Origin of the sequence: Labrenzia sp. VG12, assembly GCF_002237595.1 — a bacterium.
Taxonomy (GTDB): Bacteria; Pseudomonadota; Alphaproteobacteria; order Rhizobiales; family Stappiaceae; genus Roseibium.
Map to the genome: position 1 here is coordinate 5305234 of NZ_CP022529.1, position 25507 is coordinate 5330740.

A 25507-nucleotide genomic window follows, 5' to 3' on the forward strand; every position below is an offset into this window, starting at 1 on the left:
CCTTGCTATAGCGGGTTTGGTCAACCTTCACAATCGGTTGCCGGTTCCAGCTATTGGTTGGCAAGAAGGCAAAGCTCCGCCTTGAGCTCATCCACGCCGCGGTTCTTTTCCGAAGAGGTGGCATGGACGATCGGGTGCGCTGCAACGCGCTTGGCAAGCAGCGCCTCGGTGTCGGCGATCAGGCGGGTGAGGGCAGGCGGCTTGATCTTGTCGGACTTGGTCAGAACCACCTGGTAGACGACGGCGGCCTTGTCCAGGAGATCCATGGCTTCAAGATCGTTTTTCTTGATGCCGTGGCGGCTGTCGATCAGGAGGATTACGCGGCGCAGGTTGGGACGACCACGCAGATAGGCAAACACCAGCTCGGTCCAGGCTTCGACGAGTTCCTTCGGCGCCTGGGCATAGCCATAGCCAGGCATGTCGACGATGGTCAACGGCGTGTCCGGTGCGACGAAGAAGTTCAGCATCTGCGTGCGTCCGGGCGTCGAGGAGGTTCGGGCCAGGCCCTTGCGCCCCGTCAGCGCGTTGATCAGGCTGGACTTGCCGACGTTGGACCGGCCGGCAAAGGCGATCTCGGTATCGGTGGCTCCCGGCAGGTTGGCCATGTCGGTGACGCTGGTCAGGAACTCCCACGGCCGGGCGAACAGCAGCCGCCCGGCTTCGAGGTCTTCTGGTGTATATGTGTCTTCTTCGCTCATGAGCGCCTTTTAGCCCGCCTTGTCCGCAACGTCGAGCGGCATGTCGTCTGCCGCTGCTGCTTCCAGCGCAGACAGGTCCGCGCCCCGGATGGCGTCGAGATGACGACTGATCCGTTCGATCGGCCAGTTCCACCAGGACAGCTCCAGAAGGCGTTCGATTGTGGCTTCGTCGAAACGCAGTTTCACCACCCGTCCCGGATTGCCGACCACCACGGCATAGGGCGGCACATCCGAGGCGACCACGGAATGCGCGCCGATGATGGCACCGGAGCAGATCGTGACCCCGGGCATCACCGTTGCGTTGGTTCCGAACCAGACATCGTTTTCCACCAGGGTGTCCCCCTTGAGATGATCAAAGATCGTGGCGGGGTCGAAACCCTCTTCCCAGCCGTTCTGGTAGATGTTGAACGGGTAGGTCGAAAAACCGGTCATGGCGTGGTTGGCACCGCTCATGATGAACGTGGTGCCCTGGGCAAGCGCGCAGAACTTGCCGATTGTCAGGCGGTCCCCGACAAAGTCGAAGTGATAGCGCACGTTGCGGTTTTCAAACTCCGCGGCGTGGTGCTCGTCGTTGTAATAGGTGTAGTCGCCGATTTCGATGGTCGGACGTGTAATCACGTTTTTCAGGAAAACCGTATGCGGTTCGCCATTGAACGGATGAAGCGTATCGGGAGAGGGGCCGTGCATGGGACCTCCAATAAAGCCGGAAACAAGGGAAAGGGGTAAACGCATGTCATGCGGATGACCTGCCGGTGAGCGGCTTCGCCTTGCGGATCAGGTCGGGCTTTAGTGGATCATCTGTCCGTGCACTCCTTTGAAGTTCTATCGAGCCCAAGTAGCTCTCGGTTAGAGCTACCTACATCTCCGTGCCGGATCGGTCAAGCAAGCTTGCGGCCCAACCCCATCACGCGGCCTGGCTTGCATGAAAACGCTCGTCACCTGGATACACAACGGCGCGCTTGTCGTGAAACAGGAAGTCCGACAGCGTTTCCATGATGTTTCTGCGGGCGCTGCTGTCGTGAAACTTCAGGTTCCGCAATCCGTAGGCATAGGCGTTGAACGCCGGATTAACGGCATGTCGCGGCGGTTTGAATTTCAAGGTGTCGTAGTCGAAGACAGGCTGGTAGCCGAAGAACGACAAGCCAAGCAGCTCTCGCGCCAGAACACGCGGGTTGTTCTTGTTCGAATCCCACAGCATGGAATGGTTCCTGTTCAGGAACATCCGCCAGAGTTTTTTCTGGTAGTCGCGATTGAGACTGAGACGGCCGAGTTCCCGATGCGCTTCGACGAGCGTGTAGTTCTCCTGGATCATCCGGCGGCGCTCGGCTTTCATGAGGTCGTCCCGGCATTCCGCAAACAGAGCACGTTCGTTCTGTTCCAGTGCGATGTGAAACTGCTGACCTGACCTGATGGCGCCGATGATCAGCGCATCGTTGAGGAGCGGCGTCCAGTTCTTCTCGCTCAGGATAGCGCCTGCAACCTGATTGGCGCTGGGCCTTTGCGGCAGGCGCGATTTGCAGAACATCCTGTTCCAGAGGCTTGGCTTCTTCTTCTTGAACGCGAGCGCCGTCTCGTCATCCTGGATACCAGTGGCGCCGGTAACGCCGAAATTCAGAAGCAATTCCTTGAACATTCGGACGCCGGTTCCGCCAAGAACCGTCAGTTTCAGTTCATTTTTTGACGTCACGCGATAGAGGAGATAGGCCGACTTGATAAACATCTCCATGACGTCGTCGTCGTTCCAGGACGGATCCCAGTCCCCCACCCAACTGTTGTCCTGACGGTAGATGTCGATCACCGGATCGATTTCCAGTTTGAAGCCGTTGTAGCTCTCAGTCATCTTGCGGTCCTCCATTGAGCTCGGGCGCAAAGCTTGATGCGCGCCCGACAGCGGCGGCTCGTTGGTGCCGCCTGGTCAAATCTGGACTGTCAGAGGTCTCGATCCGAGTGACGACCGTCACCGTGCAGACAAGATCAGACATGAAAAAAAGGCCCCGCCGCGGTGACGGGGCCTTCTGGCAATCGCTGTTTCCGGCCGGTGCCCTAGTTCTTGTCGTCGGGCGCCGGCTTCTTTCGTTTGAACATCGCCCCGAGATTGTCCCAGAGCTCCACCTTGGCGCCCTGGCGGCGCATGATCACATATTGCTGGGTCACCGAGAGGGTGTTGTTCCATGCCCAGTAGATCACGAGACCAGCCGGGAAAGACGCCAGCATGAAGGTGAACACGATCGGCATCCATGTGAAGATCATCTGCTGGGTCGGATCGGGCGGAGCCGGGTTCATCTTCATCTGAACGAACATGGTGATGCCCATCAAGAGCGGCCAGACACCGATCATCAGGAGCTGCGGCGGATCCCAGGGAATCAGGCCGAACAGGTTGAAGAGCGACGTCGGATCCGGCGCAGACAGATCCTGAATCCAGCCGAAGAAGGGCGCATGGCGCATTTCGATGGTGACAAACAGAACCTTGTAGAGCGCGAAGAACACAGGGATCTGGATCAGGATCGGCAGACAGCCGGCCAGCGGGTTGATCTTCTCTTTCTTGTAGAGCTCCATCAGCGCTTGCTGCTGCTTCTGCCGGTCGTCCTTGTAGGTTTCCCGGATTTCCGTCATTTGCGGCTGCACGAGCTTCATCTTGCTCATGGAGACGTAGGACTTGTTCGCCAGCGGAAAGAAGACCAGCTTGACGAGGACGGTGACGACCAGGATGGCGACGCCGAAATTGCCCAGAAGATGGAAGAAATAGTCGATGGCGAAGAACATCGGCTTGGTCAGGAAGTAGAACCAGCCCCAGTCGATGAGCAGTTCGAACCGGTTCAGGCCGAGGGTCTCCTCGTAGCTGTCAATCAGCTTGGTTTCTTTCGCACCGGCAAATAGATAGGAACTGGTTTCTCCGGTCGACCCGGCGCTGACGGTGACACCATTGCCGAGGAAATCCGCCTGGAAATTTCCGCTCTTGGCGCTATGGCTGAAACTCGGCTGGATTTCCTGTCCCGGCACCGGGATCAGCGTTGCAGCCCAGTATTTGTCGGTGATGCCGAGCCAGCCATTGTCGGTCTTGGCGGGGCGCACTGCGCCTTCTTCTTCGAGGTCGGAATAGTCGATTTCCTGCAGGCCTTCCTCGCCAAAGACACCGAGCAGACCTTCATGAAGGATCCAGATGCCGCTGGTTTCGGGAATGCCCTTGCGCGCGATCAGGCCGTAGGGATACAGCGTGACGGCCTCCGCGCCGGTGTTTTCGACCGACTGATCGACGGTGAAGAGATAGTTCTCGTCGACCGAGTAGGTGCGCTTGAACAGGAGGCCGGAACCATTGTCCCAGGTCAGGGTCAGCGGTGTTGTCGGCGTCAGCAGGGCTTCGGCGTCGGCTGACCACACAGTGTCCGGACCCGGCAGGGCCACTTCGGCACCGGGATCCGCGACCCAGCCATAATCGGTGTAATAGGGATTCGGGCTGCCGGACGGCGAGAACAGCGCGATGGTCGGGCTGCTCTTGTCGACAGTCTCGTGATAGTCCTTCAGGCGCAGGTCATCCAGCCGGCCACCGGTCAGATTGACGGAGCCTTCCAGCCGCGGCGTGTCGATGGTGACGCGTTTGGAGGCGGCCACGGCCTGTTCGCGGCTGGCGAAGATGCCCTGTTGACCGGCTGCAGGGGCGACGGCGTCACCCTGTGCTGTTGTCGGCCGCGGTGCATCCGGATTGGCGTTGTCGCCGGCGGCCTGTCGAGCGGCTTCCTGCTGGGCCAGAAGCTCGGCCTGCTGCTGCTCGATCTGAGGTCCTGCAACGAAATACTGCCATCCGAGCAGAATGATCAGGGACAGAACGATTGCGAGAATCGTATTGCGGTTTTCAGAAATCAACTGGAATTACCCCTGTTTTCTGCGCGATGTCGTTTCAGCCTGCCGGGACGGCCGCCGCGGTTTTCCCCGTCCGCGTGGCGTCTTCGGGTCCAGCACCTGGTGTAGGCCAGACTTAAGGTCTTCAACGAGCTTTTGAAAGGGAAGAGTGAGCGCACTGTCGCGCGCGACCAGAACAAAATCCGCCTGCGCCGGAATTTCTTCAGGTGAAAGCGCAGCAACGGCCGCTCGCAGACGCCGTTTGATGCGACTGCGTGCGACCGAGTTGCCGGTTTTCTTGGTAACGGTGTAGCCAACCCGCGCCGCGTCGCGCGTGTCCCGCTTCAAACCCTGAACGACGAAAGCGCGCCGGCCCAGCCGGCCACCTTTGGCGACCGCCAGGAATTCGGAGCGCTTTTTCAATGTGTCCATGACAGCGAGACGGTGTTGGCAGACGCCGCCAACCCGGCGCACTGCGGGCTGGTCGCCGATTAGGCGCTAAGGCTCTTGCGGCCCTTCGCGCGGCGGCGAGCAAGCACCTGACGGCCATTTTTGGTGGCCATACGTGCGCGGAAGCCGTGGCGGCGCTTGCGGACAAGACGGCTCGGTTGATACGTACGCTTCATTGTTCTTCCCCGCGCGGCTTAGAGCGCGGCCCTTGTTACTTATAAATTCTTTGGAGGAAGCACTCGAAGCGCTACAAAGAGCGCGGCTCCTTAAGCCTGGGTCCGAATGCATGTCCCGATCGGCGCGCTTATAAGGGCCAAGCCGCGCCAAGTCAACTTTAAGCACCCAAGATTCTGCGATTTCCTTCTCATCACGCACAGGTGAACGCGAAACGGCCGGGCGTCACTTATCAGTGAAGCACGGTTCTTTTTACAAGGATTAAGGTACATCTGGCTATCAGAAGGAGACTGACAGGCATCTGCCTGCACCAAATCAAGATCTGATGGACCATGAAATGCTGCGTGAAGAGGCCAATACGATGACATCGCCGGAGAACAGGGAGCCGGTTGCGGTTGATGCGCAGCAGCGCTCCAGATTCGGTGCCGTCCGCAAGTGGCTGCCGCTCGCGATTCTTGCGCTCTTCATGGCAATTGCTTTCTCGCAGGGACTGCACAAGGAGCTGACGCTCTCCAACCTGATCATGCAGCGGCAGGACCTTGCCGGATTTGTCGACCAGAACCTGTTTCTCGCGATCGCAGCCTACCTTCTGCTCTATACCTGTGCCGTTGCGCTCTCCTTTCCCGGCGCGTCCCTGCTGACCATCGCCGGTGGCTTCCTGTTCGGTTGGTGGCTTGGCGGTATCAGCACCGTGTTCGGGGCAACGCTCGGCGCCTGCGCGGTGTTTCTGGTCGCGCGGTCATCCTTTGGTGAAGTCCTGACCGGCCGGGCCGGGCCGTTCCTGTCGCGGCTGGCGGAAGGCTTCAGGGCAAATGCCTTTCACTATCTCTTGTTCCTGCGCCTGACGCCGGTCTTTCCTTTCTGGCTGGTCAATATCGCTCCCGCGATCTTCCGCATGCCACTGCCGTCTTATGCGCTGGCCACTTTTGTCGGTATCATCCCGGGAACCTTTGCCTTTGCCTTTATCGGCTCGGGCCTCGACAGCGTGATCACCGCTCAGGAAGCGGCCAGTCCCGGATGCGCCGCCGCCGGGACCTGCGAGATCGACGTTTCTGCGCTGGTCACGCCGCAGCTCCTGGCCGCTTTCTTCGCGCTTGGTATCGCCAGTCTCATTCCGGTGGTGCTGAAGAAACTGCGCGCGCGTTGAACCCCATCCCTCAAGGCAATTCCGGAGCACCTTATGGCCAAGCTGCTGACCCCTGACATCTGTGTGATCGGTGCCGGTTCGGCCGGGCTTTCGGTGGCAGCGGCCGCCGCGGCTTTTGGTGTCGACGTGGTGCTGATCGAAAAGGGGCTGATGGGCGGTGATTGTCTGAACTACGGCTGCGTCCCGTCCAAGGCACTGCTCGCCGCCGCCAAGGCTGCAGATAATGTCCGCAAAGCGGCCGGTTTTGGCGTTGGTGCTCCGGAGCCTGAGATCGACTTTGCCAGGGCGAATGATCATGTCCGCCATGTGATCGGCACCATCGAGCCGCATGATTCCCAGGAGCGTTTCGAAGGGCTTGGCGTAACCGTTCTGCGCAGCCCCGCCGAATTCACGGGCCACGATACGGTCAAGGCCGGCGATACGGAGATCAGGGCAAGGCGTTTTGTCATTGCCACCGGGTCCTCGGCGCTGGTGCCTCCGATACCGGGACTGGATCAGGTGCCGTTCCTGACCAACGAATCGCTGTTCGATCTGCGCCGGCTGCCGGAGCATCTGGCGATCATCGGGGGCGGGCCCATCGGTCTTGAAATGGCCCAGGCGCATCGCCGACTCGGTGCGAAGGTCACCGTGTTCGAGGCGCAGAAGGCGCTTGGCAAGGACGACCCGGAGATGGCCGCCATCGTGCTGGAGCGGTTGCGGTCAGAAGGCATCGAGATACTGGAAGAAACCGCCGTTGAAACGGTGGACGAGGCAGATGGCAAGGTCACGATCCATGGGAAGGGCAAGGATGGTTCGGCGCTCTCGATAACAGCGGACCAGCTTCTCGTTGCCGCAGGCCGCGCACCCAATGTCGCAGGACTCGGTCTGGAAAAGGCTGGCATTGCCTTTGATCGAAAAGGCATCGCGGTGGATCAGGGCCTGCGCACCAGCAACAGCAAGGTCTACGCCATCGGCGATGTGGCCGGCGGTCTCCAGTTCACCCATGTTGCCGGCTACCAGGCCGGGCTGGTCATTCGAGCGATCCTGTTTCGCCTGCCGATCAAGATGACCGCCGATATCGTTCCCTGGGTGACCTATACCTCGCCGGAACTCGGGCATGTCGGTCTTTCCGAAAAGCAGGCACACGCCCGTCTTGGTGACAAGGTCAAGGTGTTGACAGCTGACTATGCCGGCAACGACCGGGCGCAGGCGGAAGGCAGGACAATCGGCCGCCTGAAACTTGTTGCCGGACCGCGGGGCAGGCTGCTCGGGGCGGAAATTGCCGGTGAACAGGCCGGCGAAATCATCAATCTCCTTTCGCTGGCTCTCAGCAAAAACATGACCATGAAAGACCTTGCAGGTTTCATTGCGCCTTATCCGACACTGGGAGAGCTGGTGCGGCGTGCGGCAATTTCTTACTATGCGGAAGCTCCTAAAAATGTTTGGGTGCGCCGTGTGATCGCATTCTTGCGCAAGTTTGGATAATCGATTGCCGGGCCGGATCGCCGGAAAGCGGCCGGAAACAGGACTTTAGGAAGTATCGACATGAAGCATGAGGGCGCGCCGCAAGGATCGGCAGTCCCGCAGGAAACTGCAAATGGCACGACCGAGTCGTTTGATGGATTCGGCCGACACCGGTTTGGCGGCCTGTCTGGCAAACTGCTGCTGATGACCGTTCTGTTTGTCATGTTGGCGGAGGTGTTCATCTACGTGCCGTCGATAGCCAATTTTCGCAACACATGGCTGATGGACAGGCTGACAACGGCAGGCGTGGCGGCTTCGGTGCTCGCTGAAACCAACACCATCGCGCCTCGGCTCCAGGAGGAGCTGCTGCGCACCACGGGCGCGCTCGCGATTGCGCTGGACCAGGGCTCTCAGCGCAGCCTGATCGCCATGAGCGACGTTCCGGGGGAAGTCGATTTTGTCTTCAACATGGCCGAGGGCTCGCCCTGGACGTCGATTGTCAGCAGTTTCGAGATCCTGACCTATCGCGGCGACGGTGCAATGCGCGTTGTCGGCGCCGGGCAGATGGGGCACACCGAGCGGGTCGATGTGGTACTGCCGGTTGCCCTTCTGCAGCAGGACATGCTGGCCTTTTCAGGCCGCATTCTGGCGTTGTCGCTGGTTATCTCCGTGATCACCGCCAGTCTTGTCTATATCACGCTGCGCGCGCTCTTTATCCGCCCCCTGCGACGGCTGACACGGTCGATGGAACGGTTTGCCGAAAGCCCGGAAGATGCCTCCCGGATCATGAACGTGTCCGGCCGTCGGGACGAATTGGGTGATGCCGAGATCCGGCTTGCCGCCATGGAAGAAGCCCTGTCGCGGGCCCTTCATCAGAAACAGAGGCTTGCCGATCTCGGCCTGGCGGTGTCCAAGATCAACCACGATCTGCGCAACCTGCTTGCCTCCGCGCAGCTGTTTCTGGAGCGCCTGGAACATGTTCCGGATCCGACGGTCAGCCGACTCGCCCCCAAGATCCTGGCCACACTCGACCGCGCCGTCGGGTACACCCAGGCGGTCATGTCCTACGGCAAGGCCCAGGAGCGCGCACCGCAAAGGCGTCTGCTGGCGCTGCGCCGGGTGGGTGACGATGTTGCCGACGTTCTCGGGCTTGTCGATCACGAGACGGTCCGGTTCGACAACAGGGTGCCGGAAGACATCGAGATCGACGCCGATCCGGAACAGATTTTCCGCGTGCTGCTCAATCTGGTGCGCAACGCGCTTCAGGCGCTGGAGGCGGAGAAGGACGAAACGCTGGTGCGCCGGATCACGCTGGTGGCGGAACGGGACGGGACCTGCGTCAAGCTGCAGGTCAGCGACACCGGGCCGGGCATCCCGGGCAATATCAGAAATGCCCTGTTCAAGGCCTTTCACAGCGGCTCCAAACATGGCGGTATCGGTCTCGGCCTGGCGATTGTCGCCGAGCTGTTGAAGGCCCATGGCGGGACCATCTACCTGGACGATACCAAGCCGGGCACCTGCTTCTGCCTTGAGGTGCCGGACAGGACCGCTTGACACGGCCTTTCGAAGACGGCTCCTGGCAGGTTGTGCACGGATAAGTCTTGAGGAATTCAGCCGCTTTCGGAGTTGTGTGACAGTTCCTTGAAAAAAAGTTCAAAAAGGCGCTTGCATTCCCCGCTGGGGCGCAGTAGGTAAGCGCCCTGTCCGGGGCACACGACAACCCCGAACGACGCAAGACAGTCGCCCTTCAAAGCCATATGGCTGGTGACAAGGTCTTCGCCCTGAAAGCACCGGTAGCTCAGCTGGATAGAGCACCAGACTACGAATCTGGGGGTCGGGGGTTCGAATCCTCCCCGGTGCGCCATTTCCCCAAAAAATGCTTTGTAATCCAAACTCTTGACAGTGTTTGGTAGCGACTGTTTTTGCTGCGCAGTCTCGTTAATAAACTCTGCGGCAATCACAACGCACAAGAAGGTTCTTCGGCGTTTGCCTACGGTCGATGCTTGGTCGGCAGTCCCGAGAAACGTCGTGAGGCGCTCTCTGGATGTTTCCGGACGAGGCAGAAAGGACCTTTTTGTGGTCGCAAGAGACCACGGGTAAACTTGGTGCTACAGGGTGATATGTAGCCGATGGTCCCGGTGCATACAGGTTTTGGGAGGGACATGATGAACAAGTTGCTGGACCAGGCGGATATGTCCTCCCTGGTTGGGACCCACTATATTCAAAGGTTTGAAATTCAGAAGATTTTTGAAGCTGATAACCGTCCTTCCTGCAGGGTCAACATTAGTTTGAAAGACAAATGTGAGGGCGCCGAAGCGGGAATCCTGGTCCAGTTCAACAGGGTTGTCGATCTGGTGGTGGGTGACATGAATGGCCTTGAGGCTTGCCTGATCAACATAGAGAATATTGCAAGTTGGGGGCTCGAAGACACGCGGTTTCGCGTGTCTGACGAAGAAACCAACCAGTTTTCATTCAAGTGTGCTGACTACAGAATTGAGAAGGCCCCTCAGCAGGCAACAGATTCTCTTCCATAAAACGGTTGCAAGGCTCTTGGGGTGGGCTTCTGAACTAGGCCTGGATGCCAGCCCTGTCGGTCCGATCATGACGCTGATGAAGCTTGATGCTGCGGGACAATCTTATCGCAGGGCCGACATCGAAAGGATAGCGGAGGGCGTGCTGGCAAAAGGTCCTCCATGAGGTATGTCTGATTTCTCAATGTATTTTGTTGTTCGCAGAGTTTGATTTTCATGAGTGTTCGAAAGAATTTCATTGTGAAAGTGTCAGTCATGCTGGCAATTGTTGCTTTTCTGTTTCTCTTGTTTGTTGAACGTACCGAGCGCAAAAAAATTGAACTCAATTCAGAGGCGGAAGCATACGTCGCCATCTATTGCGGTTCAGAAAAACAATGCAGTCACATTGGCCGCGATATCAGGGCCGTGGCGCAGCTTAGAGAGCTTGGCAAATGGACAGAGGGGCAAGATAACAGTCCATCTGCTGCCAAGGTGGTGCCTGCAGACTTGCTGAGGCAATTGGCCTCCGCCGAGTTCTGTTTGGAAGGAGACACCACGGACACAATTGGCCTTGAAATCGTGACCGACCTGGGCGAGGAGGCCTCAATCGGCATTGTCCCCAGGGATCCGGAAGCATTCTGGTCAGGTAACCTGGCAGACAGTTCGGTTTGGGTGCAAATGAAGGGCCTCTTTCGGCCTTGTGACCACCGTTCAACGCAAACCCTGAACAGGGTTCTCAAGGCAATATTTGATCTGATGCCATAACGGCAGGAACAAGGCACTGCCAAGCGCACAGATGCGCCGTTTCCTATTGGCCTTGGTGGCCAGAAAGCCCTTCGTCATTTTCGCTTGGTGGATAACATCATCTTACCCGCAAACGAAGCGGCATGATCACGGCCATACCACCCGTCGGAATGTTCGACCTATGCGGTCGGTACCCTTCAAACCGCTCCGCCTGTCAGGCGATTTCCTGGGCAGAACACAACAAGGCCCCAATCGGCCTTTTTCAGTCCGGGCTAGAGCCCGGTTCACCGGCGTCCCGGGGCCGGAAAGAAACTGTCGCGCAGGATGCGGATCAGGCGGCGGAAGGCATTGCGGTGGCGGTTGCGCATGTTGATGGCGGCATAGACGGTCTGGGAGATCGGCGGCGCGTCCGGCACGAACCGGCATTTCCCCTCGGCAACCAGCTCATCGGCCGCCTGTTTAAGCACATAGGCGGTGCCGCCGAGCGACAGCAGCATGCCGGCAATCGCCGCGTTCTGCCCGATGGAGAGCGGTGCTTCGGCAAGGCCCGGGTGGAGCGCCGCATGGGCATGGGCGAAGGCCGGGGAAAAATTGGCCAGAATGTACCTCTCCGGTGTCACCTCCGCCAGCTGGTCTGTCTCGGTCGAGACCATGTGATAGGCGATCTCTCCAATGGTCTCATAGTGAAGGTCCGGATGCTGCCGCGGTGAAAAAAGGATCGCCAGATCCGCGGCGCCTGAAATGAGATCGGAACACATCTGGTTGGAATAATCGGCCTCGAAGAAGAAAGCCGTGTCGGGGAGCGCGGCCCTGAAATTTGCGATCAGCTCGCTGATACGCCGGTCGATCAGGTCGTGCTGAATGCCGATCCGGATCGAGACCACCCTGGTGCCGGCAAAGCGGGTGGCGTTGCGGGCCTCCGCCCAGCCATGGCGCATCGCTCTGGCATGGGGCTCGAACCGCAGCCCCTCTGTCGTCAGCTCCGTGCCGGAGCGGGACCGGTTGAAAAGCCTGGCTTCCAGGGTTTTCTCAAGCGCGGATATGCGTGCCGAGACGGTGGACTGGGTCAGGCCGAGCCTGTCCGCGGTGCGGTTGAAATTCCGCGTTTCGCACAGATCCAGAAACGTCTCGATGTGATCGATCAGCATGCGGGCATGGTCTCTTTCTAATCGGATTCTTCGATTAATAATGGAGCATCCGACAACTTGAAAACAAGCAGAACCGGATCAACACTCTTTGTGTTCGAACGCAGGGAGGCACCGGATATGAGCAGCATGCCAACATCGGCACGCGTGGTGATCATCGGAGGTGGCGTGGTCGGCACATCCGCGCTTTATCACCTGGCAAAGGCCGGCTGGACCGATTGCGTGCTTCTGGAGAAAAACGAGCTGACGGCCGGATCGACCTGGCATGCGGCCGGCAATGTTCCGACCTTCTCCACGTCCTGGTCGATCATGAACATGCAGCGTTATTCGACCGAGCTTTATGCGCGCCTCGGCGCGGAGGTCGACTATCCGATGAATTATCATGTCACCGGATCGATCCGTCTTGCCCATTCCAGGGAACGCATGCAGGAGTTTCAGCGCGCCAAGGGCATGGGGCTCTACCAGGGCATGAACCTGGAAATTCTCGGTGTCGACGAGATCAAGGACAAGTACCCCTTCCTGGAAACCCATGACCTGGCCGGGGCGCTTTACGATCCGGCCGACGGCGACATCGATCCGGCACAGGTCACCCAGGCGCTGGCCAAGGGCGCCCGGGCGATGGGTGCCAGGATCTTGCGTTTCACACCGGCAACGGGGGTCTCGAGAGAAAACGGCGCCTGGATCGTGCATACCGAGAAGGGCGATATCAGTTGCGAATTCGTCGTGAACGCCGCCGGCTATTACGCGCAGCGTGTCGGCGAGTGGTTCAAGCCCTTTGGTGGGCGCACCGTGCCGATGGCGACCATGAGCCATCAGTATCTGCTGTTTGAAGAGGTCGCAGAAGTCAGGGACTGGTCCGAGAAAGTCGGCCACAAGCTGCCGCTCCTGCGCGATGTCGACACGTCCTACTACCTGCGCCAGGAACAGAACGGCTTCAATCTGGGGCCTTATGAGCGCCATTGCCGGGCGCACTGGGTGAGCCCGGACGATCCGCTGCCCGAGGATTTCAGCTTCCAGCTTTATCCCGACGACCTGGAGCGCCTGGAATTCTACATCGAGGATGCGCTTGCCCGTGTCCCGGTGCTTGGCACTACGGGTCTCAGCAAGGTCATCAATGGTCCGATCCCCTATGCGCCGGACGGCAATCCCCTGCTCGGGCCAATGCCGGGCGTGCCAAATGCCTTCGAGGCCTGCGTCTTCACCTTCGGCATCGCCCAGGGCGGTGGGGCCGGCAAGGTGCTTGCGGAGTGGATTACAGAAGGGGCGCCGGAATGGGACATGTGGTCCTGCGATCCGCGCCGCTACACCGATTATACCGATCACGACTATTGCGTGGCCAAGGCCAAGGAAATCTACGGCCACGAATATGCCATGCATTTCCCCTGGCATCGCTGGCCCGCCGCACCGGACCGCAAGCTTTCCTCCGTCCATGACAGGGTCAAGGCGGAAGGCGGCGTGATGGGCGCCTATAACGGCTGGGAGCGGGCCAACTGGTTCGCCCGGCCGGGAGACGATCTGTCAGACGAAAGCACCCATACCTGGAACCGGTCCGGCCCCTGGGAGCAGCGGATCAGGGAAGAGTGCGAAGCCGTGCGCGATGGTGTCGGCGTTCTGAACCTGCCCGGTTTCTCGCGGTTCGATCTTTCCGGCGCAGGTGCCGCGGACTGGCTGCGCGGCAGGATTGCAGGAGCGCTGCCGAAGGTCGGCCGCATGAACCTCGGCTACTTCCCGGATGAACGCGGCCGCATCCTGACCGAAATGTCGATCCTCAGACATGATGAAGACCGGTTCACCCTGATCACCGCCGCAACGGCCCAATGGCACGACTGGGAGCTGCTGAAACACGCTCTGCCGGACGGGCTGGAGCTGACCGACCGCACGCGCGACTACGACACGCTGATCGTCTGCGGTCCGAAATCGCGTGCGTTGTTCCAGGATCTTGCAGACGCCGATCTTGCCTTGCCCTGGCTGTCGATCCAGACGGCAACGGTCGCCGGCAAGGAGGCACTGCTGGCGCGGGTTAGTTTCGCCGGCGAGCTCGGTTGGGAAATCCATGCCCGGGTGGCGGACATGCCTGCTGTTTACGAGGCCGTTCTGGCGGCGGGCGCCAGGCCCTTCGGCATGTGGGCCCTGAATTCGCTGCGCCTGGAAAAAGGCTACCGCACCTGGAAGGGCGATCTCTCGACCGACTACAGCCTTCTGGAAGGCGGGCTCGAGCGTTTCATCAAGTTCGACAAGCCGCAGGATTTTCCGGGCAAGGCGGCGCTGCAGGCGGAGAAACAGCGCGGCGTGACCAAACGGTTCGTCACCCTGACCGTGGCGGCGGGCGACGCCGACGCGCCTTACATGTCGACGCTCTGGCATGACGGCAAGGTCGTCGGCGAGGTGACCTCGGGCGGATGGGGCTACCGGGTCGGCAAGTCGATCGCGCTTGGCATGCTGCGCGCAGACCTGACGGTTCCAGGCACGGAAATCGAGGTCGAGATCTATGGCGAGCGCTGCCACGCGGTGGTGCAGGAAGACAGGCCGCTCTGGGATCCGGACAACGAGCGGATCCGGGCATGATGCTGATGTGCCGAGACCTTGAAACCCGTTTCCGTTGGAGACTGCCCTGATGTCGGACCTTCCCACCAAAGCACGTGTTGTCATCATCGGCGGCGGTGTTGTCGGCTGCTCTGTCGCCTACCATCTGACCAAGCTGGGCTGGACCGATGTGGTTCTGCTGGAACGCAAGCAGCTGACCTGTGGCACGACCTGGCACGCGGCGGGCCTGATCGGTCAGCTGCGCGCCAGCGCCAACATGACCAAGCTTGCCAAATATTCCGCCGACCTTTATCGCGGCCTGGAAAGGGAAACGGGCCTTGCCACCGGCTTCCGGGAAGTCGGATCCGTTTCGGTGGCCCTGACCGAAGCGCGCAAGGAGGAGCTTTTCCGCAGTGCCTCCATGGCGCGAGCTTTCGGGGTTCCCGTGGAGGAGATGACCGTCGCCGAGGTGAAGGACCGCTACCCACATCTGAACATTGATGGCGTCAAGGCCGGCGTCTGGCTGCCGACGGACGGGCAGGGCGATCCGGCCAACATCGCGCTCGCCCTTGCCAAGGGCGCCCGCCAGCAAGGCGGTCTCGTTGTGGAAGGTGTGAAGGTCACGGGCATCAAGGTGGAGGGCCGCAGGGCCCGCTCCGTCTCCTGGCAGAGGGGAGCCGAGAGTGGCGAGATCGAAGCGGATCATGTGGTCAACTGCGGCGGCATGTGGGCGCGCGACATTGGCCGGATGGCCGGGGTGAACGTCCCGCTTCACGCCTGTGAGCATTTTTACATCGTTACCGAGCCGATCCCGGAGCTGACACAGATGCCGGTGCTGCGGGTGCCCGATGAATGCGCCTATTACAAGGAAGATGCCGGCAAGTATCTTCTCGGGGCCTTTGAACCCAATGCCAAGCCTTGGGGCATGGACGGGATCCCGGAAGATTTCTGTTTCGATCAGCTGCCCGAGGACATCGATCACTTCGAACCGATCCTGGAGCGGGCGGTCAACCGTCTGCCACTGCTCGCGGAAGCCGGCATCCATACCTTCTTCAATGGACCGGAGAGTTTCACACCGGACGATGCCTACAATCTCGGCCTGTCGCTGGAAGTCGACAATTACTGGGTGGCGGCGGGTTTCAATTCCATCGGCATTCAGTCTGCGGGCGGGGCCGGCATGGCGCTGGCGGCCTGGATGGACACCGGCGAAAAGCCATTCGATCTCGGCGACGTCGACGTCGCGCGCAACCAACCCTTCCAGGGCAACAGCCACTATCTGTTCGAACGCTCCAGGGAAACGCTCGGCCTACTATATGCCGATCACTATCCCTACCGGCAGAAGGCAACGGCCCGAGGTGTCCGGCGCACACCGTTTCATGCCCATCTGGAGGCCCGCGGCGCCGTCTTTGGCGAAATCGGCGGATGGGAGCGCGCCAACTGGTTTGCCGATGACGGCCAGGAACGGGAATACCGGTATAGCTGGGGCCCGCAGAACTGGTTTGCCAACCAGGCGGCCGAACACCGGGCGGTGCGCACCAATGTCGGCCTTTACGACATGTCTTCCTTCGGCAAGATCCGGGTCGAGGGCCGGGATGCGGAAGCCTATCTAAATCACATTTGCGGGGCAGACTTGTCCGTTGCCGCCGGCAAGATCGTCTACACCCAGTTCCTGAACGAAGCAGGCGGCATCGAGGCAGACGTGACGGTGACCCGCCTGTCGGAGACCGCCTATCTGGTGGTGACCCCGGCGGTCACCCGGCCGAAGGACCAGGCCTGGATGCGCCGCCATGTCGGCGACCATCAGGTTGTTCTGACCGATGTGACGGCAGCAGAAGGCGTGCTTGCCGTCATGGGGCCGAATTCCAGGAAATTGTTGCAGGCGGTCAGTCCGAACGATTTTTCCAATGCGGTCAATCCGTTTGGAACGGCCCAGGAGATCGAGATCGGCATGGGCCTCGCCCGGGTGCACCGCGTCTCCTATGTGGGTGAACTCGGCTGGGAAATTTACGTCTCCACAGACATGGCCGCCCATGTGTTCGAAACGCTCTGGGAGGCTGGAGCGGATATCGATTTGAAACTCTGCGGCATGCACATGATGGACAGTTGCCGCATCGAAAAGGCCTTCCGCCATTTCGGCCATGACATCACCTGCGAGGATCATGTCCTGGAGGCGGGGCTCGGATTTGCGGTGAAGACGGCAAAACCCGCCTTCATCGGACGGGACGCCGTCCTGCGCAAGAAGGATCAGGGCCTGCAACGGCGCTTGGTGCAGTTCAGGCTGCGCGAGCCGGAATGCATGGTCTACCACAACGAACCGATCCTCCGGGATGGCAAGATCGTCGGTTACCTGAGCTCGGGCGCCTATGGCCATCACCTGGGTGGTGCGATCGGCATGGGTTACGTGCCGTCCCGGGGAGAGGACGGGTCCAGCCTGCTTGCCTCGCACTATGAGATTGAAGTCGCGGGGCAGCGCGTGAAAGCCGATGCCTCGCTGGCACCGATGTACGACCCGAAATCGGAACGGGTCCGCCTCTAAGCGGACCGGGTCTTCGAGAAAAACACAAGCGAAGACAGCTTTTTAAGTCTTGGGAGAGACGCCATGTCGGAAGAAGCTATCAATCTGGAGGTCCGCCGGTCCCGGCGGGCAGGCGGGCGCGAGGCGCGGCGGGCCGCCCGCATGGCACCGCTTGCGGAAGACATCCGGCCGATCCGCCCGGGCATGCCGGGAGGGCATTACAAACCGCTGACCGATGCAGGTGTTGCGCGCATTCACCAGGCGGCACTGGAAGCGCTGGAAACCATCGGCCTGTCGCAAGCTCCGGAAACAGGCGTTGAGATCATGACGGCGGCCGGCGCGGTTCAGGGCGACGACGGACGGCTCCGTTTCCCGCGATCCCTGGTTGAGGACATGCTGGCCGTTGCCGGCCGCAACATCACCCTGCATGCCCGCGATCCGAAACACGATCTCCACCTGACCGGCTCCAATGTGCATTACGGTACGGCTGGCGCAGCAGTGCATGTGGTCGACCCGGTCACGCTCGCCTACCGGGAGTCCACCGCGCAGGACCTTTATGATGCCGCGCGGCTGGTCGACAACCTGGACAATATCCATTTCTACCAGCGCACCATGGTCTGCCGCGATGTGCTCGACAACAAGGAGATGGACCTCAACACGCTTTATGGCTGCCTGGCAGGGACCCGTAAACATGTCGGCACATCTTTCAGCGATCCTTCCCATGTCGCGGATTGTTTCGAGCTGATCTATATGGTTGCCGGTGGCGAGGACAAATGGCTGGAGCGGCCCTTTGTCAGCAACTCCAACTGTTTCGTCGTGCCGCCGATGAAATTCGCGACGGAAAGCTGCATGGTGCTGGAAGACTGCGTCCGGCGCGGCATGCCGATGTTGCTTCTGTCCGCCGGACAGGCCGGAGCGACGGCGCCGGCGCCGGTCGCGCTCGCCATTGTGCAGGCGGTGGCTGAGTGCCTCGCAGGCCTTGTCTATGTGAATGCGATCAGGAAGGGCGCGCCGGCCATCTTCGGCACCTGGCCCTTTGTGTCGGATCTCAGAACCGGTGCCATGTCCGGCGGTTCGGCGGAACAGGCGTTGCTGACGGCCGGCTGTGCGCAGATGCACCGCTTCTACGACTTGCCCGGTGGTGCGGCATCCGGCATTTCCGATTCCAAGCTGCCCGACATGCAGGCCGGCTGGGAGCAGGGCATGACCAATGCGCTCGCCGGGCTCGCGGGCCTCAACATGTGTTACGAGGCCGTCGGCATTCATGCGTCCCTGCTCGGCTTCTGTCTGGAAAGTCTGGTTCTGGGGGACGATCTGCTCGGCCAGGCCATGCGCCTGGTTCGGGGCATCGACGTGACCGAGGATTCAACGTCCATCGATGTCATGAAGGACATCTGCGTTGACGGGCCGGGGCATTATCTTGGTTCTGCCCAGACGCTGGGCCTGATGCAGACGGAATACGTCTATCCCAGTGTTGCCAACCGGATGAGCCCGAAGGAATGGGCGGAAGCGGAAAAACCGGTACTGCTCGACACGGCGATTGCGCGCAAGAACGAAATCCTGGCAGCGGCCGGAAACGTTGTTGACCCGGAGATAGACCGGGCCATCCGCGACCGGTTCAACATCTTTTTCCAGTAGGGCGGTCAATATGGCTTGCCGGCAGGCGCCGCTCACTTCTGGCTAAGACATAAAGGGACAATAAAAAAGGCCGGGAATTCTCCCAGCCTTTCGTCTGGTCTGTCATGTCCCTGCCAGTACATCCGTGGTCAGGGGCATGGAAGAGACCTTATACTGCCTGCAGGTTGTCTGCAGCGGACTTGCCGCTGCGGCGGTCCTGAACAACTTCAAAGCTTACCTTCTGGCCTTCGACGAGCGGCGGCATGCCGGCACGCTCGACAGCGGTGATGTGAACGAACACGTCAGCTGCACCGTCTTCCGGCTGAATGAAGCCGAAGCCTTTGGTGGAATTGAAGAACTTTACAGTGCCAATGGTCATAACGATTACCTTTCAATCGATCATGAGTGTAGCCCGTCACGCGGCATGCGGAACGGTGCAAGAAGTCGAGATTGATAGGGAAGATCGTTCGGGGCGCGGCAAGCCGCGCAGTCACAAAGTTCATCATGCAATATCGATGGAGCGCAAATAGGATGGAATAGTGTTTTAAACAAGGCGGATCCCAATCTTTTTTCGCCCAAAGGTAGTTTTGTTGCCTGCCAGGAGAAGCCGAGAGACCTGGTCGAAAGGAAAGATGCTCAAACAGCCCTTTGTTCAGCCCGGAAGCCTTTAAGGACGACGCAACAGTGGGCGAAACCAGCGTTCCGAAGTGATCCGCTGCATAGACCGGGCAAAGCCTGCCAATTGGTCTCAGGAAATTTCCAGAACGGAATTGCTCCTTGGCGCAGGCGGGATTAGCGTGTGCGCAACGGAATTGCCGCAGCTGAGTCCTTACTGCGGCAAAGCCTGTTTCCACCGCCTTTGAACGAGAGACCAGATGGCACACTTGCCCAACTCCCTTGAAGCCCGCGATACGGCCTTTCAGCTTCATTCCTATGCCAATGCCCGCCAGCAGGAAGAAACCGGTGCGCTGGTGATCGACAAGGGTGAAGGCATCTATGTCGAGGACATCAACGGCAAGCGCTACATTGAAGGCATGGCGGGCCTCTGGAGCGTGGCCGTCGGCTTTGGTGAAAAGCGTCTGGTAGAGGCAGCGACTCGCCAGATGGAGAAGCTGCCCTACTACCACACCTTCACCTACAAGACCCACGGACCCTCGATCGAACTGGCCGAGAAGCTGATCGAAATGGCGCCCGTGCCGATGTCGAAGGTCTATTTCACCAATTCGGGCTCCGAGGCCAATGACACCGCGATCAAGCTGATCTGGTACCGCTCCAACGCACTGGGCCAGCCGGAGCGCAAGAAGATCATTTCCCGCGTTCGCGGCTATCATGGTGTCACCCTCGCGTCGGCCAGCCTGACGGGGCTGCCGAACAATCACCGGTCCTTCGATCTGCCGATCCCCCAGGTGCTGCACACGACCTGTCCGCATTATCGCACCCAGAAAAGGGACGGGGAAAACGAGGCCGACTTCGCCAGACGCTGTGCGCAGGATCTGGAAGACCTGATCCTGGCGGAGGGACCGGAGACCATAGCCGCCTTCTTCGCCGAACCCGTGATGGGCGCAGGCGGTGTGGTCGTGCCGCCCGAGGGCTATTGGGATGCAGTCCAGCCCATTCTGAAGAAATACGACATCCTTTTTGTGGCCGACGAAGTGATCTGTGGCTTCGGCCGGACGGGCAACATGTTCGGCACGGAAACCTACAAGCTGCAGCCGGACATCATGACGCTGTCCAAGGCATTGTCCTCGTCCTACCAGCCGATCTCGGCGCTGCTGATCAACGACAAGGTCTATCAGGCGATTGCGGACGAGAGTCACAAGATCGGTGTGCTCGGGCACGGTTATACCGGCAGCGGCCATCCGGTGGCCTCTGCCGTCGCGCTGGAAAATCTAAAGATCATCGAGGAGCGGGAGCTGGTCGCGCATGTGCGGGAGATTGCGCCGGTTTTCCAGAAGCGACTGGCAGATCTTGCCGCAAACCCGCTGGTGATCGAGACCCGCGGCATCGGCCTGATCGGCGCGGCAGAACTGCACCACGAGGCGTTGGCCGCAACGCCGGGCGCGCTGGGCGGCAAGACCAATGCGGTCTTCCTGGACAAGGGTCTGATCTCGCGCAACATGCTGGATGCCATGGCTTTCTGTCCGCCTTTGATCATCAGCGAGGCGCAGGTCAATGATATGTTCGACATTGCCGAAGCCAGTCTGAAAAGCGTTCAGGACAGCCTATGACCGGCTGGTCGATTGTCGGCACGATCAGCGGCACTTCGGCGGATGGTATTGATCTCGCCGAGATCGGCACCGATGGCCGGACCGTTGCCCGCTTCGGCCCGGCCGAGACGGCCGGCTATCGCGCCAAGACCAAAGAGGATGTGCTGGCGGCAGCTGCGCAAAAGGGGGCGGGCCGGGAGGCCTGGCCGGAGATTGCGGTTGCGGTGACGGCCGATCATGCCGCCGCCATCCGGATCTTTTTGCAGACACATGGCCTTCAGCCGGACGCCATTGTCTTTCACGGACAGACGGTCTGGCACGACCCGAAGGCGGGTGAAACGGTGCAGCTTGGCAACCCGCAGGCGCTGGCAGATGAGCTCGGTCTCCAGGTCATCGGCGATGTCCGCCTGGCCGACATGGCGGAAGGCGGGGAGGGGGCGCCGCTTGTTCCGGCCTATCATCGTGCGCTCGCCAAAACCCTGATCGGAGCAGAGCATGAGCCGCTCTGTTTCCTCAATATCGGCGGTGTCTCGAACCTGACCTTCATCAGCGGCGACGACATCCTGGCCTTTGACATCGGCCCGGGCAACGCGCTCCTGGATGACTGGGTGCGTGGCCACGGTGCTGGCGACTATGACGCCGGCGGGATGCTGTCGGCACGTGGCAAAGTGGACGCGGACAGGCTGGCTGGAGCTCTTGAGCATCCTTTCCTGTCGGCGCCCGGTCCGAAGTCCCTCGACCGATACAGTTTTTCGGGCAGTTTCGCCGAAGACCTGGGCCTGGAAGACGGCGCGGCAACACTGCTTGCCTTCACGGTGGAGGCGATCGCCAAATCGGAAGCCTTGCTGCCGGCAACGCCACGTCTCTGGCTTGTCTGTGGTGGCGGTCGCCACAATCCCGTCCTGATGCGGCTGCTGTCGGAAAGGCTCTCCGGGGACGTGGTCTCCGCCGACGACTACACGATCGACGGGGACGCCCTCGAAGCCCAGGCGATGGCCTTTCTGGGCGCGCGCCTTCTGGCAGGTCTGCCGACCACGTATCCCGAGACCACGGGCGTCGGCCATCCGGTTTCCGGCGGCAGACTGTACCGTCCCTCCGTCTGACCTGACCCTCATCCCATCAAGAGACTTCTGTGAGGAAGCGTGAAAAAGATAACCGAACCTGCGCGCGAAATTGACGTGATCCACGAAACCGATGTTCTTGTTGTCGGCTCCGGGCCGGGCGGGCTGGCCGCCGCCCTCGGGGCAGCACGTGCCGGGGTCAAGGTGACCCTGGTGGAACGCTTCGGCTGTTTTGGCGGCAATATCACCGCCGTCGGTGTGGAAGGCTTTGCCTGGTATCGGCACGAGAAAACCGTCGACACGGAAGGCGTCGGCCGCGAGTTTGAAAACCGTGCTCGCGAAGCCGGGGCAACAACACCCGAACCCCAGTCCGACAGCGACGCGATCGACGCCGAAGGCTTCAAGCTGGTGGCCGACAATCTGGTCGAGGAAGCCGGCATTCACCCGATGCTGCACCGGGCCTTTGCCGCTCCGATCATGGATGGCAACGAAATCCGCGGGATCATCACCGAAAGCAAGGCGGGACGGGAAGCGATCCTTGCCAGGAAGGTGATCGATGCGACCGGCGACGCGGATGTTGCCTACCGCGCTGGCGCGGCAACCCACAAGACACCGGTGGAGGAGATGCAGGCCGCTTCCGTGATGTTCTCCATGAACGGCGTCGACAAGAAGAAATTCATTGAAGCGGTCAAGGCCGATCCGCAAACCTACAAGGACTGGGAGAGCGGCGAATGGTCGGTGGAGACCACCGGCAAGGAAGACAAGATGTTCTCGCCCTTCCTGCGCAAGCCGTTTGAAAAGGCGATGGACAGCGGGATCATCCCGCCGGCGCTGCAGACGATTTCCGGCACCTGGGGCGCTGTTTATGACAGCGGCGATCTCACCTACCTGAACCTCGTGCATTTGCCGGAATGTGACGGCACCGACCCGGCCTCCATGACCCGCAACGAGATCGAGGGTCGCCGCCAGGCCATGATGGCGGTAGAGGCGCTGAAGCGCTACCAGCCCGGCTGCGAAGCGGCAAAGCTGCGCAATTTCGGCATGACCATCGGCATCCGCGACACCCGCAAGATCCTGGCCGCCTACGACATGACGGGCGAGGATGTCAGGGAGCAGGGACGATTTGACGACAGCGTCGGTATCTTTCCGGAATTCATCGACGGCTACGGCATCCTGATCCTGCCGACGACGGGCCGGTATTTCCAGCTGCCGTATCGCACCATGCTGCCGAGGGGTGTCAGACACCTGCTGGTCGCCGGCCGGGCCACCGGCGGGGACAAGGTCAGTCATGCGGCGACGCGCAACATGATGTGCTGCACGGTGACCGGTCAGGGGGCCGGCGTTGCTGCCGCGATTTCGGTAAAACACGGCATTGATCTTGAGGCGATGGACATCGGTCTGCTGCAGGCAGAACTGAAACGGCAGGGCGTTCGGCTGCACTGAAGCGGTTCGAGGAATTCCTGAAACACCCCTTGCCGAATGGGCTGATTGCGCCGGTTTCCTGGGGTTGGGGCTGTTGGCCGAGATCGAACAGGTCTTGAGAAGGAAGGCAGGCACCCCCAGCCTTGGGTGGCCGGGGCGAACCGGCAATGACCTTCACTCGTAATCGACGTCCACAATCTCCTGGATCTCAGGCTGACGAAGGTTCTCCAGGTCGACGTAATAGGCGGGAATGTCGACCAGTTTGGGGACCTGTTCGCCTTTGATCACACGGATCAGGGTCTTCGCTCCGGAATAGCCCATCTGGTAGGGATCCTGGATCACCAGGCCAGAGATTTCGCCGGCTTCCAGCGCGTTCATCAAAAGGGGTGCGAAATCGAATCCGATGTGATGGTACTTGCCGGCTAGACCCATATGTTTGAGCGTCAGCAATGTGCCAATGGTGGTCGACTCGTTCGGCGTGAACAGCGCGTCGACTTCGGGCCGACCAAGAAAGAACTTGGTCGAGGCTTCGCGCGCTTCCTGTACCGTCGAGCCGATGTAGAGGTCCCTGATCACGTCGACGCCGGTTCCTGACAGGGCGTTCAGGAAACCGGTCTCGCGTTCCGTGGTCGAAGTGACTTCTGCATGCATCCGGAGCAAGGCGACACGGCCCTTGCCATTCAACCGCTTGACGAGTGCACGACCGGCAATCTCACCGGCTTTGAAATTGTCTGTCTTGATGATGCTGGCTGGCGGCGCTCCTCCCATGACGCGGTCAAAATAGACGATCGGCGCGTCACGCCGAACCGCATCCGGAAGCCGTTCCATCAGATCTATGGAATTCGGGGCCACCATCACGCCCTCGCATCCCTGCTCCAGCGCAGAGGTGACGATCACAACCTGCCCTTCTTCGTTCCGCTCCGTGTTTGGCGAACGAACATAGGTTTCATAGCCGTCTTCACGCGCTGCCGTGGTGGCCCCACGGATCGTTTCCATCCAGAACATGTGCTCTGCACCGGCCGGGATCACCGCAATGCAGGCCGCCTGTGCCGAGAGACAAGTGCAGCAGAGGTAGAGAAGAGTAGTAATAGTGCGAATGTACATCTTGTCGACTTTGCTGCAATGCAAACAAACTGAGAGATTTTCTTTCCGCTGAGTGGTCGGATTCTATCGATTTTTGTTTAGAGATCGTGAAAGAAATAGACCGAAGACGTCGTTTTTGATCCCTTTTTGAGGTTTGGAATGTTGTGAACCTTCCAGGCCTGTCAAAATTGGCGATCAGCGCCTGGGCATCTGTCGGGGAGCCTGGGGTGTGGAAGTCTGAGGGCAGCCGCCAGACCATGAACAATGATGCTCCGGCTTGCGTATGGGCCTGCATGGAGCTAACCAGAATGCATGAACGGATCTGAAATATACCAACGGCTGATCGGGCTTATCGAGGAACGTGTCCTGAAACCAGGCGACCGTCTGCGCGAAGCGGACCTTGCCGAGGAATTCGGCGTGTCCAGAACGCCGATCCGCGAGGGCTTGAAACGCCTGGAAGCCCAGGGGCTGGCGGCACACGAACCCAATCGCGGCATGGTCGTGCCGACGCTGGATCACGGTCAGATCAACGAGGTCTATTTCATGCGTGAAGTGCTGGAAGGCACTGCTGCGGGACTGGCCGCAAAACATGCCTCGAAACCGGAGATCGAGATCCTGCAGGATCTGGTCGCATCGGACCGCAAGCGCATTGCCGACAAGGACAGTCTGGTCCGCTCCAATCGCGAGTTTCACAGGCGCCTGTGCCTGGCATCCCATAACCGCTATCTCGTTGACCAGATCGAGCACCTGCGCCTGTCGCTGATCCTGATGGCCGGCACCACATTGGACACGCCCGAACGGCGTGAGACGGCCGTGGAAGAGCACGCGGCCATTGTCGACGCCATCGCCAAGGGCGATGCCGAAACGGCCGAAGCCGCCGCCCGCCTCCACATTTTTCACGCCCACAAGACCCGGCTGCAGCAGATCTGAT

The 25507-nt window shown here is 60.3% G+C and carries 21 protein-coding genes and 1 tRNA gene; 13 read left to right on the top strand and 9 right to left on the bottom strand.

Features of this window, described 5'->3' with window-relative positions; genetic code table 11:
• Positions 1-50 precede the first annotated feature (50 nt).
• The 6 genes from yihA to rpmH all read right to left on the bottom strand — a co-directional run bounded on the left by yihA (position 51) and on the right by rpmH (position 5161).
• Positions 51-698, bottom strand: a complete 648-nt coding sequence (yihA, locus tag CHH27_RS24510) for a ribosome biogenesis GTP-binding protein YihA/YsxC (protein WP_094073931.1) — start codon at positions 696-698, stop codon at positions 51-53.
• Between the two features lie 9 nt (positions 699-707).
• Complete coding sequence (locus CHH27_RS24515) at positions 708-1385, bottom strand: CatB-related O-acetyltransferase (protein WP_094073932.1); 678 nt, start codon at positions 1383-1385, stop codon at positions 708-710.
• 217 nt (positions 1386-1602) lie between these two features.
• On the bottom strand, positions 1603-2538 hold the full coding sequence (locus CHH27_RS24520) for a hypothetical protein (protein ID WP_157739090.1): 936 nt from the start codon (positions 2536-2538) through the stop codon (positions 1603-1605).
• Between the two features lie 203 nt (positions 2539-2741).
• Complete coding sequence (yidC, locus tag CHH27_RS24525; protein WP_198338291.1) at positions 2742-4559, bottom strand: membrane protein insertase YidC; 1818 nt, start codon at positions 4557-4559, stop codon at positions 2742-2744.
• Between the two features lie 6 nt (positions 4560-4565).
• Positions 4566-4967 (bottom strand): ribonuclease P protein component, encoded by a 402-nt coding sequence (gene rnpA / locus CHH27_RS24530; RefSeq protein WP_094073934.1) that lies wholly within the window; start codon positions 4965-4967, stop codon positions 4566-4568.
• 59 nt (positions 4968-5026) lie between these two features.
• Complete coding sequence (gene rpmH, locus CHH27_RS24535; RefSeq protein WP_006934271.1) at positions 5027-5161, bottom strand: 50S ribosomal protein L34; 135 nt, start codon at positions 5159-5161, stop codon at positions 5027-5029.
• 335 nt (positions 5162-5496) lie between these two features.
• Here rpmH and CHH27_RS24540 point away from each other — a divergent pair, with 335 nt between their 5' ends.
• The 6 genes from CHH27_RS24540 (at position 5497) to CHH27_RS24565 (ending at position 11024) form a co-directional block, all read left to right on the top strand.
• A complete protein-coding gene (locus CHH27_RS24540) occupies positions 5497-6306 on the top strand; it encodes a TVP38/TMEM64 family protein (RefSeq protein WP_247646158.1) in 810 nt (269 codons plus the stop codon).
• A gap of 33 nt (positions 6307-6339) precedes the next feature.
• Entirely contained in the window at positions 6340-7770 is a 1431-nt protein-coding gene (locus CHH27_RS24545) for an NAD(P)/FAD-dependent oxidoreductase (RefSeq protein ID WP_094073936.1), read from the top strand.
• A 60-nt stretch (positions 7771-7830) separates the two neighbouring features.
• The gene (locus CHH27_RS24550) at positions 7831-9303 is read left to right on the top strand and encodes a sensor histidine kinase (protein WP_094073937.1); all 1473 of its coding nucleotides are present in this window, start codon (positions 7831-7833) and stop codon (positions 9301-9303) included.
• A gap of 233 nt (positions 9304-9536) precedes the next feature.
• Positions 9537-9613 (top strand) — tRNA-Arg (locus CHH27_RS24555).
• Between the two features lie 301 nt (positions 9614-9914).
• Positions 9915-10283 (top strand): hypothetical protein, encoded by a 369-nt coding sequence (locus CHH27_RS24560; RefSeq protein ID WP_157739091.1) that lies wholly within the window; start codon positions 9915-9917, stop codon positions 10281-10283.
• Positions 10284-10496: 213 nt separating this feature from the next.
• Positions 10497-11024: a hypothetical protein gene (locus tag CHH27_RS24565; RefSeq protein WP_094073939.1), complete on the top strand. Its 528-nt coding sequence runs from the start codon at positions 10497-10499 to the stop codon at positions 11022-11024.
• Between the two features lie 263 nt (positions 11025-11287).
• Here the strand turns inward: CHH27_RS24565 and CHH27_RS24570 are convergent, their stop codons facing one another.
• Complete coding sequence (locus tag CHH27_RS24570; RefSeq protein WP_094073940.1) at positions 11288-12151, bottom strand: LysR family transcriptional regulator; 864 nt, start codon at positions 12149-12151, stop codon at positions 11288-11290.
• 117 nt (positions 12152-12268) lie between these two features.
• Here CHH27_RS24570 and CHH27_RS24575 point away from each other — a divergent pair, with 117 nt between their 5' ends.
• The 3 genes from CHH27_RS24575 (at position 12269) to CHH27_RS24585 (ending at position 18824) form a co-directional block, all read left to right on the top strand.
• Positions 12269-14713: an FAD-dependent oxidoreductase gene (locus CHH27_RS24575; protein WP_094074984.1), complete on the top strand. Its 2445-nt coding sequence runs from the start codon at positions 12269-12271 to the stop codon at positions 14711-14713.
• A gap of 49 nt (positions 14714-14762) precedes the next feature.
• Positions 14763-17207, top strand: a complete 2445-nt coding sequence (locus CHH27_RS24580) for an FAD-dependent oxidoreductase (protein ID WP_094073941.1) — start codon at positions 14763-14765, stop codon at positions 17205-17207.
• 63 nt (positions 17208-17270) lie between these two features.
• Positions 17271-18824: a trimethylamine methyltransferase family protein gene (locus CHH27_RS24585; RefSeq protein ID WP_094073942.1), complete on the top strand. Its 1554-nt coding sequence runs from the start codon at positions 17271-17273 to the stop codon at positions 18822-18824.
• A 148-nt stretch (positions 18825-18972) separates the two neighbouring features.
• Here the strand turns inward: CHH27_RS24585 and CHH27_RS24590 are convergent, their stop codons facing one another.
• On the bottom strand, positions 18973-19182 hold the full coding sequence (locus CHH27_RS24590) for a cold-shock protein (RefSeq protein WP_094073943.1): 210 nt from the start codon (positions 19180-19182) through the stop codon (positions 18973-18975).
• 496 nt (positions 19183-19678) lie between these two features.
• On the opposite strand from CHH27_RS24590, the gene CHH27_RS24595 reads away from it, so the two are divergent.
• From CHH27_RS24595 to CHH27_RS24605, 3 genes are read left to right on the top strand one after another with little or no spacing between them, the layout of a single operon-like run.
• Positions 19679-21031, top strand: coding sequence for an aspartate aminotransferase family protein (locus CHH27_RS24595; protein WP_094073944.1), 1353 nt, complete (start codon positions 19679-19681; stop codon positions 21029-21031).
• Complete coding sequence (locus tag CHH27_RS24600; RefSeq protein WP_094073945.1) at positions 21028-22113, top strand: anhydro-N-acetylmuramic acid kinase; 1086 nt, start codon at positions 21028-21030, stop codon at positions 22111-22113. The genes CHH27_RS24595 and CHH27_RS24600 overlap by 4 nt, the downstream gene beginning before the upstream one ends.
• Before the next feature lie 39 nt (positions 22114-22152).
• Positions 22153-23514, top strand: a complete 1362-nt coding sequence (locus tag CHH27_RS24605) for an FAD-dependent oxidoreductase (RefSeq protein ID WP_094073946.1) — start codon at positions 22153-22155, stop codon at positions 23512-23514.
• 153 nt (positions 23515-23667) lie between these two features.
• On the opposite strand, the gene CHH27_RS24610 is transcribed toward CHH27_RS24605, so the two are convergent.
• Positions 23668-24597: a substrate-binding domain-containing protein gene (locus tag CHH27_RS24610; RefSeq protein WP_094073947.1), complete on the bottom strand. Its 930-nt coding sequence runs from the start codon at positions 24595-24597 to the stop codon at positions 23668-23670.
• A 291-nt stretch (positions 24598-24888) separates the two neighbouring features.
• Between CHH27_RS24610 and CHH27_RS24615 the strand changes: the two genes are divergently transcribed.
• Entirely contained in the window at positions 24889-25506 is a 618-nt protein-coding gene (locus tag CHH27_RS24615) for a GntR family transcriptional regulator (protein ID WP_094073948.1), read from the top strand.
• The last annotated feature ends 1 nt before the right edge of the window (position 25507 follow it).